General features: G+C 49.2%; 15 protein-coding genes. 8 read left to right on the top strand and 7 right to left on the bottom strand.

Annotation, left to right across the window (positions count from 1 at the left end):
• The first annotated feature begins 263 nt into the window (after positions 1–263).
• Positions 264–566: a hypothetical protein gene (locus BLA28_RS31570; protein ID WP_009254075.1), complete on the top strand. Its 303-nt coding sequence runs from the start codon at positions 264–266 to the stop codon at positions 564–566.
• 170 nt (positions 567–736) lie between these two features.
• On the opposite strand, the gene BLA28_RS31565 is transcribed toward BLA28_RS31570, so the two are convergent.
• Positions 737–1270, bottom strand: coding sequence for a phosphatase PAP2 family protein (locus BLA28_RS31565; RefSeq protein WP_069155404.1), 534 nt, complete (start codon positions 1268–1270; stop codon positions 737–739).
• Complete coding sequence (locus tag BLA28_RS31560) at positions 1254–2621, bottom strand: MATE family efflux transporter (RefSeq protein WP_069155405.1); 1368 nt, start codon at positions 2619–2621, stop codon at positions 1254–1256. The genes BLA28_RS31565 and BLA28_RS31560 overlap by 17 nt, the downstream gene beginning before the upstream one ends.
• 584 nt (positions 2622–3205) lie before the next feature.
• Here BLA28_RS31560 and clpB point away from each other — a divergent pair.
• Complete coding sequence (gene clpB, locus BLA28_RS31555; protein ID WP_044964095.1) at positions 3206–5812, top strand: ATP-dependent chaperone ClpB; 2607 nt, start codon at positions 3206–3208, stop codon at positions 5810–5812.
• Between the two features lie 60 nt (positions 5813–5872).
• On the opposite strand, the gene BLA28_RS33920 is transcribed toward clpB, so the two are convergent.
• Positions 5873–6022 (bottom strand): hypothetical protein, encoded by a 150-nt coding sequence (locus BLA28_RS33920; protein WP_165868914.1) that lies wholly within the window; start codon positions 6020–6022, stop codon positions 5873–5875.
• Positions 6023–6113: 91 nt separating this feature from the next.
• The gene (locus tag BLA28_RS31550) at positions 6114–7253 is read right to left on the bottom strand and encodes a sodium ion-translocating decarboxylase subunit beta (RefSeq protein ID WP_044964093.1); all 1140 of its coding nucleotides are present in this window, start codon (positions 7251–7253) and stop codon (positions 6114–6116) included.
• A gap of 402 nt (positions 7254–7655) precedes the next feature.
• Here BLA28_RS31550 and BLA28_RS31545 point away from each other — a divergent pair, with 402 nt between their 5' ends.
• From BLA28_RS31545 to BLA28_RS31530, 4 genes are all read left to right on the top strand, one after another.
• Positions 7656–7829: a DUF4250 domain-containing protein gene (locus BLA28_RS31545; protein ID WP_044964092.1), complete on the top strand. Its 174-nt coding sequence runs from the start codon at positions 7656–7658 to the stop codon at positions 7827–7829.
• Positions 7822–9309: an ASKHA domain-containing protein gene (locus BLA28_RS31540; protein ID WP_069155406.1), complete on the top strand. Its 1488-nt coding sequence runs from the start codon at positions 7822–7824 to the stop codon at positions 9307–9309. The genes BLA28_RS31545 and BLA28_RS31540 overlap by 8 nt, the downstream gene beginning before the upstream one ends.
• Positions 9310–9325: 16 nt before the next feature.
• On the top strand, positions 9326–10267 hold the full coding sequence (locus tag BLA28_RS31535; RefSeq protein WP_069155407.1) for a 2-hydroxyacid dehydrogenase: 942 nt from the start codon (positions 9326–9328) through the stop codon (positions 10265–10267).
• Between the two features lie 69 nt (positions 10268–10336).
• Positions 10337–11044 carry a polysaccharide deacetylase family protein gene (locus BLA28_RS31530; RefSeq protein WP_016360334.1) on the top strand — a complete coding sequence of 236 codons (708 nt, stop codon included), beginning with the start codon at positions 10337–10339 and terminating at the stop codon, positions 11042–11044.
• Between the two features lie 49 nt (positions 11045–11093).
• Here BLA28_RS31530 and BLA28_RS31525 read toward each other — a convergent pair whose 3' ends face one another.
• Positions 11094–11315, bottom strand: coding sequence for a hypothetical protein (locus tag BLA28_RS31525; protein ID WP_009254064.1), 222 nt, complete (start codon positions 11313–11315; stop codon positions 11094–11096).
• 166 nt (positions 11316–11481) lie between these two features.
• On the opposite strand from BLA28_RS31525, the gene BLA28_RS31520 reads away from it, so the two are divergent.
• Positions 11482–12855 (top strand): replication-associated recombination protein A, encoded by a 1374-nt coding sequence (locus tag BLA28_RS31520; protein WP_009254063.1) that lies wholly within the window; start codon positions 11482–11484, stop codon positions 12853–12855.
• Positions 12856–13025: 170 nt separating this feature from the next.
• Positions 13026–13709: a D-lyxose/D-mannose family sugar isomerase gene (locus tag BLA28_RS31515; protein ID WP_044964157.1), complete on the top strand. Its 684-nt coding sequence runs from the start codon at positions 13026–13028 to the stop codon at positions 13707–13709.
• Between the two features lie 126 nt (positions 13710–13835).
• Here BLA28_RS31515 and BLA28_RS31510 read toward each other — a convergent pair whose 3' ends face one another.
• Both BLA28_RS31510 and BLA28_RS31505 read right to left on the bottom strand, forming a co-directional pair.
• Entirely contained in the window at positions 13836–14351 is a 516-nt protein-coding gene (locus BLA28_RS31510) for a DUF4364 family protein (protein ID WP_025483092.1), read from the bottom strand.
• Complete coding sequence (locus BLA28_RS31505; RefSeq protein WP_069155408.1) at positions 14260–15300, bottom strand: TIGR01212 family radical SAM protein; 1041 nt, start codon at positions 15298–15300, stop codon at positions 14260–14262. Before BLA28_RS31505 ends, BLA28_RS31510 begins: the two co-directional genes overlap by 92 nt.
• Position 15301 lies beyond the last annotated feature (1 nt).

Raw genomic sequence — 15301 nt, 5'->3', positions numbered from 1 at the left:
CTGATCCTCAGGAATATTGTAATCTTCATCTTTCATGCTGTTGCTCCTCCTTTTGCCCTTTAGTATATGGATGTGGCGTTAAAATATGCGGAGTGAATTCAGGCAATGGAGAACCGCAGAATGTTTGCTGTCCCTTATACTCATCTTTGTTTAAAAAGTTTATAAAAACTATTTACAAGTTTAGAGAAAAGTGTTATCCTCATCTTCGTAATACAGATGCAGCTAATTAGAGCTGTATGTTTCGATTAGGAGGAGAATTAATTATGAAGAAAAAATTAGTAGCAGTTTTAACAGCAGCAGTTATGACATCCGCAATGATGGTAGCTTGTGGTTCCAGCGATACAACAGCACCTGTTGAATCCAGCGCAGTAGAATCTACTGTAGAAGCAAGCGTTGAAGAGTCCAGCGTAGTAGAATCCAGCGTAGAAGCTTCCACAGAAGCAGCTACCGAATCTGTAGAGCCTACAACAGAAGCAGCTACAGAGACTGAATCAGCTACAGCTGAAGCTACAGAGACCGCTTCTGCTGAAGCAACTGAAACAGCTTCTACTGAAGCAGCTGAATAATTCAGCGAACTGCCTTATTTAAAATAAAGCAAAGAGAAAGCAGGTTTTCCGTAAAGGGAACCTGCTTTTTTTGAATGTACAGTTACGCTTCAAAAGATTTCCCTTTGAGACTGTAGTCCCGGGGCGTTACAAGTACATTTATATATAGAAGAAAAAGAAACAAACCGGTATCAGCCCGGCAGGTGCAGCCGGGAGGAAAGCTTTCCGGCGGCAAAGTTGCCGATCTGTCCGGCCAGAATGCCGAGCAGCAGTCCGAAGAATACATCGGTGGGATAGTGCACATACAGATACAGACGGGAAAAAGCGATGAGTACCGCCAGGATTATGGCGGGGATACCCAGACGCCTGTTATTTTTCAGGATGGCTGTGGCCGACGCAAAGGATGCAAAGGTATGTCCTGAGGGAAAGGAGAAATCTGAGGGCGGGGGAATCAGGAGTTCAATAGCGGTATTGACTGTAAATGGCCTTAATCTTGCTATCAGCGGTTTTAAAATCATATTTCCGGTTATAAGCATAAGAACGAGGGCAATAGCGGAAGCCACTCCTGCTTTCCGCGTTTTGGGTATAATAAGAAGTACGACGGTGAGCAGAATCCAGAAAATACCCGCATTTCCAAGGGAGGATATGAAGGGCATGACAGCATCCAGGAATTCATTGCGCAGAAGATGTTGTATGGAGTTCAGAAATTCAATTTCCCAGCTCATAGTGTTTCCTTTCGTCCAATTTTTTTCTTATAATAATGAAGCATATTAAATGGGCGACGGCAGTGCCCAGCCAGGTGACCGGATAGGACAGGTATAGGATAAACAGGCTCCGGTGCCATTGGAATATGGTGAATATCCACAGGATACGCAGGCCGCAGACACCGACAATGGAGACGATCATGGGAATAATGGAATAGTTAAGCCCTCTCAGGCTGCCTACAAGTACGTCCATCATACCGCATAGAAAATATACCGTACAGATCACCTGCATACGCATAAGGCCGAAGCGGATTACTTCCGGATCCGAGGAATAAATATGCAGCAGTCTGTCACCGAAGAAATAGGCCACATTCCCCATAATCAGCCCTACGAAAAAGACAAGTATTTCACAGGTGATCAGTATCTTATTGATCCGTTCCTTTTTATTGGCGCCCAGATTCTGGCTGGTAAAGCTCAGACAGGCCTGATAAAAGGCATTCATGGAGGTATAAACAAATCCTTCCAGATTGCTGGATGCGGTACTGCCCGCCATGGCGACGGAACCGAAGGAGTTGATGGAAGACTGGATCAGTACGTTGGAAATGGAGAAAATAGCGCCCTGCATTCCTGCCGGAAGGCCGATGCGTATCATCTGCACAAGCTTATCCTTATGAATATGAAGCTTGTTTAAATACAGCTTAAAACAGCCGGTTTCATGAAGCAGACAGCGCAGTACGAGTAAGGCGGATACACATTGTGAAATCACGGTAGCGGTCGCGACTCCTGCCACACCCATATGGAAGCAGATGACAAAGATCAGATTCAGGACCACGTTAATGATGCCGGCCGCAAAGAGGAAATATAACGGCCGCTGGGTATCTCCGGTTGCACGAAGAACTGCCGCTCCGAAGTTATAAAGCATGGTGGCAGGCATACCGACAAAGTATATCTGCATATAAAGAGTGGCCTGGCTTATTACGTCATCCGGCGTACCCATCAGGGACAAGAGCGGTTTTGCCAGTATAATCCCGAAAAAAATGAGAAAGGTACCGCACAGAAGGCTCAGCAATATGGAGGTATGAACGGTTTCGCTCACTGCTTTTTCCTGGTGTGCCCCTGTATAATTGGCAACCAGTACATTGGTTCCTATGGACAGACCGATGAAAACATTTACGAGAAGGTTAATGAGGGAACCGGTGCTTCCTACCGCCGCAAGTGCCTGATGACCGGCAAAATGGCCGACCACCACAATGTCGGCAGCATTGAAGAGAAGCTGCAGGATTCCGGAAAGCATGAGCGGAACTGCAAATTTTAAAAGTTTTCCGGTGAGCGGGCCGTTGCACATGTCGATTTCGTATGATTTTGTCTTCATGATATGTGGGATATCCTTCTTTTATGTATGATTGGTAAAAATTTATAAATTTTAAGCTGTTTCCGGATAATGGAAACGCTTTCTTTATAAATTGTACCTCTGTTTTGACGGAAGTACAAGAGGCAGCCGGCAAAACATGCGGATATATGCTGTAGATCTGCCTCAAGGTATTTACTCAAACTTCGCCCATGCGCCTGTCCCCTCCGGTCCCTGTTTTCGTGGCGTCAGCCCGGTTTGGAAATCCATCCCTCTGCGCCGGCCATGCAGGAATCCTTAAAGGGGACGCTCTCGCTCGGATAAACACGCAGCGGTACTAAGGCCGCAAAATACGCGGCCTTAGTACCGGCGAGTTTATACGCCCCTTACAGGAAATCCTGCAAGGCCGGCGCAGAGGGATGGATTTCCAAACCGGGCTGACGCCACGAAAACAGGGACCGGAGGGGACAGGCGCATGGGCGAAGTTTGAGGTATTTATTTAAAACAGAAAACAAAAATAGTATAAAAATAAGTTGACAAGGCATTACGATACTGTTATGGTAGTAATAGAACAAATAAAACAAAGAAGATTACAGGAGGGCATGTGTATGAACATTTCCAAATTTACACAAAAATCCATGGAGGCCGTGGAGCGCTGCCAGAAGCTGGCGTATGAATACGGCAACCAGGAAATTGAAGAAGAACATCTGCTCTACAGCCTCCTTACCATAGAAGACAGCCTTATACTGAAGCTGATTGAGAAAATGGGTATTCAGAAGGAACATTTTGTGAACCGGGTGGAGAACGCGGTAAGCAAGCGTGTCAAGGTACAGGGCGGCCAGGTTTATGTGGGAAGAGAGCTGAACCAGGTGCTTACATCCGCAGAGGATGAGGCGAAACAGATGGGAGACGAATATGTTTCCGTAGAGCATCTGTTCCTGAGCATGATCAAGCATCCTAATAAGGAAATTAAGGCTATCTGGACGGAATACGGCATCACCAGGGAGCGTTTCCTCCAGGCGCTGTCCACCGTGCGCGGCAATCAGAGAGTTACCAGCGACAACCCGGAGGCCACTTATGACACGCTGGAAAAATACGGCGAGGATCTGGTGGAGAAGGCCAGAAACCAGAAGCTGGATCCGGTGATCGGCAGAGATGCGGAGATACGCAACGTCGTCCGTATTTTGTCCAGAAAGACGAAGAATAACCCCGTGCTCATCGGTGAACCCGGCGTCGGTAAAACAGCTGTGGTGGAAGGCCTGGCGCAGAGGATAGTCCGGGGGGATGTCCCTCAGGGACTGAAGGATAAGAAGATATTTGCCCTGGATATGGGTGCGCTGGTTGCCGGTGCCAAATACAGGGGTGAATTTGAGGAGCGTCTGAAAGCGGTGCTGGAGGATGTGAAGAACAGCGAAGGACAGATTATCCTGTTCATTGATGAGCTGCATACCATCGTTGGCGCGGGCAAGACGGAGGGCAGTATGGATGCGGGCAATATGCTCAAGCCCATGCTTGCCAGAGGCGAGCTGCACTGTATCGGCGCAACCACGCTGGATGAATACAGGCAGTATATCGAGAAGGACGCAGCCCTGGAAAGAAGGTTCCAGCCGGTTATGGTGGAGGAGCCGACCGTGGAGGATACCATCTCCATTCTCAGGGGATTAAAGGAACGTTATGAAGTTTATCATGGCGTGAAAATCATGGACAATGCGCTGGTAAGCGCAGCTGTTTTGTCGAACCGTTATATTTCCGACCGTTTCCTGCCGGATAAGGCTATAGACCTGGTGGATGAGGCCTGTGCCCTGATAAAAACAGAACTGGATTCCATGCCGACCGAGCTGGATGAGCTTCAGAGGAAGATCATGCAGATGGAAATCGAAGAAGCAGCCCTGAAAAAAGAAGAGGATCGGTTAAGCCAGGAACGTCTGGCTGATCTGCAGAAGGAACTGGCCGAGCTGAAGGAAGAATTCCAGAACCGGAAGGCGCAGTGGGATAATGAAAAAGCCAGTGTGGATAAGCTTTCCAAACTCAGGGAGCAGATTGATTCCGTAAACAGCCAGATAGAGATCGCCCAGCGGGAAGGGGATCTGGAAAAAGCGGCCCAGTTAAGCTATGGCCAGCTGCCTGAACTGCGCAAACAATTGGAGATCGAGGAAGAGACGGTTAAGAGCGAGGATCTTTCCCTGGTCCATGAGAGCGTAAGTGAGGATGAAATTGCCAGGATCGTGTCCAGGTGGACCGGAATTCCCATTTCCAAGCTGACAGAGAGTGAAAGAAACAAAACCCTGCATCTGGACGAAGAGCTCCATAAGAGGGTTGTGGGCCAGGATGAAGGCGTGACAAAGGTGACGGAGGCTATTATCCGTTCCAAGGCCGGAATCAAGGATCCCAGCAAGCCTATCGGTTCGTTCCTGTTTCTGGGGCCTACCGGCGTAGGTAAGACGGAGCTGGCCAAGGCATTGGCGGCCGCTCTTTTTGATGATGAAAACAACATGGTACGGATAGATATGAGTGAGTATATGGAGAAATATTCCGTATCCAGACTGATCGGGGCGCCTCCGGGATATGTGGGTTATGAGGAAGGCGGACAGCTGACCGAAGCCGTGAGGAGAAAACCTTATTCCGTTGTTCTTTTCGATGAAATCGAGAAGGCCCATCCGGATGTGTTCAACGTGCTGCTCCAGGTACTGGATGACGGACGTATTACGGATTCCCAGGGACGTACCGTGGACTTTAAGAATACCATATTGATCATGACCTCCAATATAGGCGCTAATTACCTGCTGGAGGGTATCAGCCAGGATGGAATGATTTCTGAGGAAACGGAAAAATTTGTAATGTCGGATCTCCGTGGACATTTCAGACCGGAATTCCTGAACCGGCTGGATGAAATCATTCTCTTTAAACCGCTCACAAAGGATAACATTGCGGGCATCATACAGCTGATTATAGGAGATCTGAACAAACGTCTCTCCGACAGGGAGCTGACGATTGAGCTCACTCCTGCAGCAGAGCAGTTTGTGGTGGATAACGCTTACGATCCGGCATATGGGGCAAGGCCGTTAAAGAGATATATCCAGAAGCATGTGGAGACGCTTTCCGCTAAACTGATTCTTCAGGATGCGGTAGGAGAAGGGGATACTATCCTCATTGATGTGAAAGACGGCAGGCTGGAAGCCCACAGAAAAGAGGTTCCTGCCACCGCAGGGCAATAATAAAACAGAAAAAGAGCCGGGACGATAGCTTGCTATCGGACCGGCTCTTCTTGATGGCTGTTATTTCCCGGATTTTTTTTCATCCGTTTTTTTCCCGGCTCCAAGGCGGCCCATAAGCGCCACCACCAGGCTGATGATAATGATTACGGTGAAAATACCCACCATACCTTTCCCCATAATGGAGAGAGTGATTAAAAAATTATCCCACATAGAAATTCTCCTTTCCCGGAAAATCAAGTTTTACTCCCGCCGACAACTGGTCAAACGGGGCTTTGAATACAAACAGGCTGGCCGACGGCGATTACAGATAAGCGGAAACAAGGCTGATAACAAGTCCGCCTGCGATAACGGAGGCGATTTGGCCGGATACATTCACTCCGGTTGCCTGCATGATGAGGATGTTGCCCGGATCCTCTTTCATGGCCATTTTCTGCACCACACGCGCTGACATGGGGAAGGCCGAAATACCGGCGGCCCCGATCATAGGATTGATTTTTTCTTTGCGGAACAGATTCAGCACCTTGGCAAAAACGACTCCGCCGATGGTATCGAACACAAAAGCCAGAAGGCCGATGATCATGATGAGCAGCGTGTCAAAGCGGACAAAGGCATCTGCGCGCATGCTGAAGGAAATGGTGATGCCCAGCAACAGGGTGATCAGGTTGGCAAGAGAGGTTTGTGCTGTTTCGGAAAGATTGCCCAGTACGCCGCATTCCCGGAGGAGGTTGCCGAACATCAGGAATCCCACAAGGGATACGGAAGCAGGGGAAATCAGGCCTACCAGGAAAGTAACGATGATGGGGAACAGGATACGTGTGGTCTTGGTCACGGGCCTGGAGGGCTTGGCGGGCATACGGATCAGACGTTCCTTTTTCGTGGTTACCAGACGGATAGCGAAGGGCTGTACAATGGGTACGAGTGCCATATAAGAGTAGGCGGCTACGGCAATGGGCCCTACATAACGGGAACCGAGCACCTGGGACACCAGGATGGAGGTAGGGCCGTCGGCAGCGCCGATAATTCCGATGGAAGCGGCATCTTTTAAATCAAAGCCCATGAGTGCGGCAGCGCAGATGGCAAAGAAAATACCGAACTGGGCGGCAGCTCCGAAGAGGAACATAATGGGCTGGGAGAGGAGCGGCCCGAAGTCGATCATGGCGCCGATACCGATAAACAGTAAGATGGGCAGCGCTTCGGATGCTTCGATTCCTACGTTAAACAGCCATTCTATAATACCGTTTACTTCCCCGATTCCCGGCATTGTCTGATTGATGACGCCGGACAGGGGGAGATTGACCAGAATGGCGCCGAAGCCCATGGGAAGAAGCAGGGCGGGTTCATACTCCTTTTTGATTGCGAGATAAATGAGCAGGAGGCCGACCAGATACATGATGACCTGCTGAGGGGTGATGGACAGTAATCCTTCATAAATGAATTCCATACTTTTTCATCCTTTCTGAGTTTGATGGTGGAAGAAAGAGGAAGAGCGGATGTACAATTTTTCATAAAAAAAAGAGACCTCCGGCGTTACGCCAAAAGTCTCGTTCTTTCCAAAAAGAAAGTGTACAACCATGATCGTTTATTATGGCAGCAGACTTAAAAATAGAAAAGTCCTCCGGCCGCCGTACAGATCAGGGTATGTTGATTGTACATAGATACTACTCCCCTTTAACTTAGCATCAGAATAGCATCTGTAAAGACGGCCTGTCAAGAGCTTTTCCCAAATGAAAGAAAATTGAACAAAAAATTAGCGGGGGAATGTTGCCATAAAGCATTCCATTATCTATAATAAGTAACGAAAGCCCATATATGGCTGAATGAGAAAGACAGGAGGCAGTAAAATATGATACCTGAGGATCCGGTGATGCTTCTGAGTTTTATGAATATGAAATTAAGGGATTTCTACCCGAGCCTGGATGCGTTCTGCGATGACTGCGGGGCGGACAAGGAAGGAATTGTGGAAAAGCTTAAAGGGATTGACTATATTTATGACGAGGAGAGGAATCAATTTGTCTGAAAAGAAGGTGACGGTAAGGCAGGAGGGAAAAGAGGATAAGGTGATTGACGCCCCGGAAGGGGCTGTTTTTCTGCAGGTACTGAAAATGAACGGGTATTCCCTTGTCTGCTGTAATGGAAAAGGAACCTGCGGACGCTGCAGAATCCGTTTCTGCGGGAATGGAGCGCCTCTTCCCGGGGCGGCGGACAGAATCGCGTTTACGGCGGAACAGCTGCGCGGCGGATACCGGCTGGCCTGCATGAACAGAGTACGGCAGGATTGCTGTATTCAGGTAGAATTTGTGGAAAGCAGGCAGGTGGAGGCAGTGACTGCCTATAAGGGCGGGATTACAAAGCCTGCTGAGGGGAAGCCTGAAGAAAAAGCCATGCCGGGTGGTGATGAGCCATATATTATTGCGGTGGATCTGGGGACAACTACCATTGCCATGCAGGCTGTGGCGCTGTCTTCTGTCAGGGAATGGCAGCGGGGAGGAAATCTCCATGTGTTCGGAGAATACAGCTGTATGAACCCCCAGCGGCAATGGGGAAGCGATGTCCTATCCAGACTGCAGGCAGCGGCGGACGGACAGGCGGAGAAACTGGCGGAAGCGGTAAGAACGGCGCTGGCGGAGGGGATCGGACAGCTTGGCCGAAAGCTGGGAAAAGCTCCGCAGGGCATTTGGGCAGCGGGGAATACCGCTATGGAGCATCTGCTGATGGGGCTGGATACGGCTTCTCTGGGAAGATATCCATTTACGCCCGTGAGCCTGGAGGAAATGGAGCTGCTGCCGGAACCGGAATATAAGGGGCCGCGGATTGGGCTTCTGCCCGGAATATCCGCCTTTGTGGGGGCAGATATTGCAGCAGGGCTGCTTGCCTGCGGTTTCGGAGAACGGCGGGAGGAAAGCTGCAGGCTGTTTATCGATTTGGGAACCAACGGAGAAATGGCGGCTGCCGGAAAAGGGCGTCTGATCTGCACAGCAACAGCCGCCGGTCCGGCTTTTGAAGGAGGGGCGGCAGCCAACGTCCCGGGAACGGATATGATTGCCCTGTTGGCAGAAATGCTGGAAACAGGTATCATAGATGAAAGCGGCCTGCTGGAGGATGCGTATTTTGAAAAAGGCTGGCAGAAGGGAGCTTTGCGGATCACCCAGCAGGATATCCGGGCGCTGCAGATGGCGAAGGCAGCCGTCTGTGCGGGTGTGGAGCTGCTGATGGAGGCGCTGGAAATCGGTGCGTCTGATGTGGAACAGGTATTTCTTGCCGGAGGCTTCGGGTATTATCTGGATGTGGAGAAAGCGGCCCGGATAGGGCTGTTCCCGGCAGAACTGGCCGATAAAGTGACCGCAGTGGGCAATACCTCCCTTCTGGGCACGTGCCTGTACGGAGGGGATCCCTCCCTGCGGGAAAAAACAAAGGATCTGTGCCGGAGAGCGGAAGTAATGAATCTGGCGGAGCAGCCGGGATTTGAAGAACGTTATCTGGGACGGCTGAATTTTTGAAAAGGAGAAATGAAGGATGAAACTTGTTATTATTGAGCCGCTTGGCGTGGAAAAAGAAAAGCTTCTGGGGCTTGCGCAGGAAAAACTGGGAGGAAAGGTGGAAATTGTCTATTATGACACTCGTGTCACAGATACAAAGACCCTTGTGGAACGTGCGAAGGATGCGGATATCCTCGCTTTTTCCAATTTGCCCTTTAAAAAAGAGGTGCTGGAGAACTGTCCTGACCTGAAAATGATATCCGTTGCCTTTACCGGTGTGGATCATGTGGCGATGGATTACTGCAGGGAGAGAGGGATCCTGGTGAGCAACTGCGCCGGTTATTCCAATACGGCGGTGCCGGAGCTGGTTTTCGGCATGGTGCTGAGTCTTTACCGCAGCATCGTAGCCTGCAATCAGGCCGTGCGGGAGGGAAAAGATAAAACAGGCCTTATCGGGCTGGAGCTGGAAGGAAAGAAGTTCGGCATTATCGGCATGGGAGCCATCGGAACGCGCACCGCACAGCTGGCCGCCGCTTTCGGCTGTCAGGTTTATGGTTATAACCGGAGTCCCAAAAGCCCGGATGGCGTTATTATGACGGATATGGAAACTCTGTTAAAGGAATGTGATATTGTTTCCCTTCATGTGCCGCTGACGGAACAGACGAAGGGACTGATCGGGGAAGAACAGCTGCGTCTTATGAAACCGGGAGCCGTGCTGATCAATACGGCGAGAGGACCCGTGGTGGACAGCAATGCGCTGGCAGCAGCTCTGAAGGAAGGCAGGCTTGCGGGAGCTGCGGTGGATGTGTTTGAAAACGAGCCGCCCATCAGCCCGGAGCATCCCCTTTTACAGGCACCCAACCTGCTGGCTACGCCTCATGTGGCTTTTGCCACGAAGGAAGCTCTTTATAAGAGAGCCGTTATTGTATTTGAAAATATTTCAGGGTATCTGGAGGGCAGGCCGCAGAACGTTATGTAAAGTGGATTGATAATTTCCGGGAATGCTGCATATAGTAACTAAGAGAACAAAAAACAAAGAGGCAGCGTCATGCTGAAGGGAAAGAAATGGATAGCCTTTCTGACCATGTTTCTTTTTGTGGCGGCACTTACCTTCCTGTCCCGGGAGAATGGAAGCGCAAAAAGGCAGGAGGTCTGGTCGAATACGATGGCGGACTCCGGTTATGAGGATGAGGCGCCCTATAAGGGAAAGATCGCCCTTACCTTTGACGACGGCCCCAGTCCGGTATGCACTCCCCAGCTTCTGGACGGCCTGAAAAAAAGGGATGTGAAGGTGACGTTTTTCGTTACGGGACAGAATGTGGAAAGCTATCCGGATATAGTGAAAAGAGCCAGTGATGAAGGGCATCTGATTGGAAACCATACCTTCCATCATGTACAGCTGACGGCAGCCAATACCGAAGAATTCAAAGCAGAAATTGTTTCCACCAACGAAATCATCCAGGAGGTGACGGGGAAGGAAACCTCCTTTATCCGGCCTCCTTATGGCTCCTGGGATAAAAAATATGAAAAGGAACTGAATATGTTTCCCGTATTATGGGATGTGGATCCCCTGGACTGGTGCTCTACCAATGTGGATAAAATAGTACGGAACGTACTGTCCCATACAAAGGAAAACAGCATTATCCTCATGCATGATTCCTATGATTCCACAGTGACGGCCGCTCTGCAGATTGTGGATATCCTTCAGGCGGAAGGATATGAATTCGTGACAGTGGATGAAATCCTGTTTGACTGAAAAACCTGTAAGGCCCGGAAGGCTGTGTGCATTCCGGGCTTTTTCCCTTTTACTGCTTCGCTGTATCGGAAGCATCCTTTTTGTTCTTTTCTCTCATTTGTGCGATCTCCTGGCTGCTCATGTCAGGTGCGCCGAAGGGATAAAGCTCCTTATAAGCCTCCAGCTCTTTTTCATGTACGGTGCCGGCAGGGATCAGACCGGTACAGTCATAGGCTGACACGGCGCTGGTATAATCCTGATCCTCAGGAATATTGTAATCTTCATCTTTCATGCTGTTGCTCCTCCTTTTGCCCTTTAGTATATGGATGTGGCGTTAAAATATGCGGAGTGAATTCAGGCAATGGAGAACCGCAGAATGTTTGACTTGTCTATAGGGGTTCGTTATAATAAAGGAAGCCGTGAAAGGAAAAAGGAATGCGGCTGTGGGAGAAGAAATAATGGATTTATTTGATTATATGAGAGAAAACAACATGGAAAAGGAAGCCCCGCTGGCGGCCAGGCTTCGTCCCACGACTTTGGACGAGGTGGTGGGGCAGCAGCATATTATCGGCAAGGACAAGCTGCTTTACCGGGCGATCCAGGCGGATAAGATCAGCTCCATCATTTTTTACGGGCCGCCGGGAACGGGGAAAACGACACTGGCAAAGGTTATTGCCAATACGACGAGTGCGGAGTTTACCCAAATCAATGCCACAGTTTCCGGGAAAAAGGACATGGAGGAAGTGGTGGCGAAGGCCAAAAACACCCAGGGGATGTATGGGAAAAAAACGATTCTGTTTATTGATGAGATTCACCGGTTCAATAAAGGCCAGCAGGATTATCTTCTGCCTTTCGTGGAGGACGGCACTATCGTCCTTATCGGCGCAACCACGGAAAATCCCTATTTTGAGGTGAACGGCGCGCTGATATCCCGTTCCATTATTTTTGAACTGAAGCCCTTGTCCCGGGAGGATGTAAAGGAACTCATCCGCAGGGCTGTGTATGATGAGCAAAAAGGAATGGGCGCTTATAATGCCGTGATAGAAGAGGATGCCATGGATTTTCTGGCGGATTTGGCAGGAGGGGATGCCAGGCACGCCCTCAATGCTGTGGAGCTGGGAATTATGACGACGCCTCGCGGAGAGGACGGGAAGATACATATAACGTTGGATGTGGCGGGAGAATGCATTCAGAAACGTGTGGTAAAATACGATAAAACAGGAGACAACCATTACGATACGATCTCCGCATTTATCAAGAGCATGAGAGGTTCGGATCCGGATGCGGCCGTTTATTATCTTGCTAAAATGCTCTATGCGGGAGAGAGTGTTACTTTTATCGCAAGAAGGATTATGATCTGCGCTTCGGAGGATGTGGGAAACGCGGATCCTCAGGCGCTTCAGGTGGCGGTTACGGCGTCCCTTGCCGTGGAACGGGTGGGTATGCCGGAGGCCCAGATCATTCTTGCCAATGCGGTGACATATGTGGCCTGCGCCCCTAAAAGCAATTCTTCGGTATGCGCGATTGATGAGGCCATGCGCTGTGTACAGGAAACCGGAAACCTGCCGATTCCCTCTCATCTGCAGGATGCACATTATAAAGGAGCGGCAAAATTGGGACACGGACTGGATTATAAATATGCCCATAATTATCCGAATAATTATGTGAGGCAGCAGTATCTGCCGTATGAATTGAGCGGAAGGGAATTTTACAGGCCTTCCGGGAATGGCTATGAGGTAAAAATCAGGGAACATATGAAGCGCATCAGGCAGGAGGCAGCCGGTCAGGAGGAAGAAAAGGATAACGGAAATGATGTGCCGAAGAGAGGCTGAGAGCTTATCAGCAGTACGTTTCTTAATTTGCATCAGGATGTGGAAAAAAATCTAACGTATTTTTACGTAAAAGTAAAAAAAGTATACTTGTATGAAGACGCAGGACAAGGTATAATACCACTGATACCAAGAAAAAACTTGGAAAACCAGAAATGGGGGTACTGAAAATTATGAAGAGATCAGAAATCAATGCGGCGCTGAAAGAAATGGAAGCCATGGTAAAAGAGCATCGTTTCGAGCTGCCGCCCTTCTGCGATTTCACTCCGGAGGAATGGCAGAACAAGAGCCATGAATATGATGAAATCCGGGACAACATGCTTGGCTGGGATATTACAGATTACGGCCTGGGCAAATTCGACGAGGTTGGTTTTTCGCTGATTACCATCCGTAACGGCAACCTGAAGAATCCCAAATATACCAAAACCTATGCGGAAAAGCTTCTGTACATAAAGGAAGGACAGATGGCGCCCATGCATTTCCACTGGAACAAGATGGAAGACATCATCAACAGAGGCGGCGGAAATGTACTGATTCGTGTATACAATTCCACAAAGGACGAACAGTTCGCGGATACGGATGTTACCGTTAACTGTGACGGACGGGAATTCACGGTTCCGGCAGGAACACAGGTGAAGCTGAAACCCGGCGAATCCATTACTATCTATCCTTATATGTATCATGATTTTGAACTGGAACCCGGAACCGGCCCTGTACTGCTGGGTGAAGTGTCCATGTGCAATGATGATAATACGGATAACCGTTTCTACGAGCCTATCGGCCGTTTCCCTGAAATCGAAGAGGATGAACCTCCTTACAGACTTCTGTGCAACGAATATCCTGCTGCAAAGGATTGAGAAAAGAACCAAAGCCCTGCGTCAGCCGCCAAACCGGCGCGCGGGAATAAATGAAAACAGCCCCGCGGCCGTAAGAATTCACATTACAGTGAAGCTTACCGGCCGGGGGCTGTTTTTTATAATAATTCAGAAAAGCTGCTCAGTCAGATACTGGTATATTTCTTTGTTTTTTTTCTGCCAGTTATCACAGATGGAAGCGGCCAGTTCCTGGGTGGGAACGGAAATCCGTATATTTACAAGATCCACGTCCTTATCCTTTGCCACGAGCTGTGCCTCGAATTCGCCGTTTACCAGTTTGTAAAAATTGCTCTGAATAGAGGACTCATTGCGCAGTTCCAGCTTATGGTTTTTGAAATAGTCGATAATGTCCCTTTTAATGGCATCGCTGATCCTGTTTTCAAAAAAATGCAGGGTATTCCGGCCTTCCTCCGTAATCTGGAGCTGGGTACGGTTGAGAAGGGTCCGGGATTCTGCCAGGCCTGTTTCCGTCAATTCGGAAATGGCCGTCTGGAGAGTGAGAAAATTGGTATACTCCTTTTCCAGGATAAATTCACTGATCTGGGCTGTGGTCAGGGGAAAAGTGACCCTGTCCAACATATAAAGCACAATCAATTTGTAGAGAGTCAAAGGTTCCTGATTCATAGCATTGTCCTTGTCTGATAGAGGAAAGCTTCATGCGCTGATGAAGCGTGTTCAACACGTTACGTTTATTGCTGCTCCAGGACGGAGCGATCAATATATTTTTCGGTCCGTCGCCTGTTACCCGGTGAATGACAATATCGGGAGAAAGGGCGGCAATGCACTTTTGTAAGTAAGACAGATAGGCGTCCATGGAGAGTACCGGGACTTTTCCTGCCCGGTAAAGGACGGCAAGATCTGTATTTTCCAGAATATGAAGAAGCTGCAGCTTGATTCCGAATATTCCGCAGCGATTCAGAAAACGGATGGTCTGCAGAAGCATTTCCTCCGTTTCCCCGGGAAGTCCCAGAATGACATGGACGATTACAGGAATATCCGCTTTATGAAGAGCTTCCATCGCTTCGGTAAAACAGGAAAGGGGATATCCTCTGCGGATAAACAGAGCCGTTTCTTCGTGGATCGTCTGAAGTCCCAGCTCAATCCAGATGAATTTATCCGGAAAATCCTGTTTCAGGGAAGCAAACAAACGCATAATCTCTGTTCCGAGACAATCGGGCCTGGTAGCGATGGAAATACCGGCAATATCCGGTTCCATAAGAGCCTGGCGGTAAATGGAGGCCAGATAATCCACAGGACCGTAGGTGTTAGTATAGGCCTGAAAATACGCGATATAGCGGCGGCCTGTTTTTTTCTTTTCCAAAAGCTTTTTTCCGGCTTCCAGCTGTTCCCGGATGGAAAACGGGCCATCCACCGGCTCAGCTCCGGGCAGTCTCCCTGCGGCAAATTCCCCGCTTCCGCCCGCGCTGCAGAAGATACAGCCTCTGCTGTCCAGGGTACCATCTCTGTTGGGGCAGGTAAGGCCCGCGTCTAATGCAATTTTATATAATTTTTCCCCATAGGTATTTTTACACCAGGCATCAAGGGAATAATAGGGCTTGCCATGATAATCCATG

Source organism: Eisenbergiella tayi, assembly GCF_001881565.1.
Taxonomy (GTDB): Bacteria; Bacillota; Clostridia; order Lachnospirales; family Lachnospiraceae; genus Eisenbergiella; species Eisenbergiella tayi.
Note: the sequence above shows the minus strand (reverse complement) of the source record. Positions and strands in the feature narration are given on the sequence as shown.

What these genes read in the sequence shown, in the direction of transcription:
- BLA28_RS31570 (WP_009254075.1), top strand. Translation starts at nt 264, where the DNA reads ATGAAGAAAAAATTAGTAGCAGTTTTAACAGCAGCAGTTATGACATCC.
- BLA28_RS31565 (WP_069155404.1), bottom strand. Translation starts at nt 1,270, where the DNA reads ATGAGCTGGGAAATTGAATTTCTGAACTCCATACAACATCTTCTGCGC.
- BLA28_RS31560 (WP_069155405.1), bottom strand. Translation starts at nt 2,621, where the DNA reads ATGAAGACAAAATCATACGAAATCGACATGTGCAACGGCCCGCTCACC.
- clpB (WP_044964095.1), top strand. Translation starts at nt 3,206, where the DNA reads ATGAACATTTCCAAATTTACACAAAAATCCATGGAGGCCGTGGAGCGC.
- BLA28_RS33920 (WP_165868914.1), bottom strand. Translation starts at nt 6,022, where the DNA reads ATGTGGGATAATTTTTTAATCACTCTCTCCATTATGGGGAAAGGTATG.
- BLA28_RS31550 (WP_044964093.1), bottom strand. Translation starts at nt 7,253, where the DNA reads ATGGAATTCATTTATGAAGGATTACTGTCCATCACCCCTCAGCAGGTC.
- BLA28_RS31545 (WP_044964092.1), top strand. Translation starts at nt 7,656, where the DNA reads ATGATACCTGAGGATCCGGTGATGCTTCTGAGTTTTATGAATATGAAA.
- BLA28_RS31535 (WP_069155407.1), top strand. Translation starts at nt 9,326, where the DNA reads ATGAAACTTGTTATTATTGAGCCGCTTGGCGTGGAAAAAGAAAAGCTT.
- BLA28_RS31530 (WP_016360334.1), top strand. Translation starts at nt 10,337, where the DNA reads ATGCTGAAGGGAAAGAAATGGATAGCCTTTCTGACCATGTTTCTTTTT.
- BLA28_RS31525 (WP_009254064.1), bottom strand. Translation starts at nt 11,315, where the DNA reads ATGAAAGATGAAGATTACAATATTCCTGAGGATCAGGATTATACCAGC.
- BLA28_RS31520 (WP_009254063.1), top strand. Translation starts at nt 11,482, where the DNA reads ATGGATTTATTTGATTATATGAGAGAAAACAACATGGAAAAGGAAGCC.
- BLA28_RS31515 (WP_044964157.1), top strand. Translation starts at nt 13,026, where the DNA reads ATGAAGAGATCAGAAATCAATGCGGCGCTGAAAGAAATGGAAGCCATG.
- BLA28_RS31510 (WP_025483092.1), bottom strand. Translation starts at nt 14,351, where the DNA reads ATGAATCAGGAACCTTTGACTCTCTACAAATTGATTGTGCTTTATATG.
- BLA28_RS31505 (WP_069155408.1), bottom strand. Translation starts at nt 15,300, where the DNA reads ATGGATTATCATGGCAAGCCCTATTATTCCCTTGATGCCTGGTGTAAA.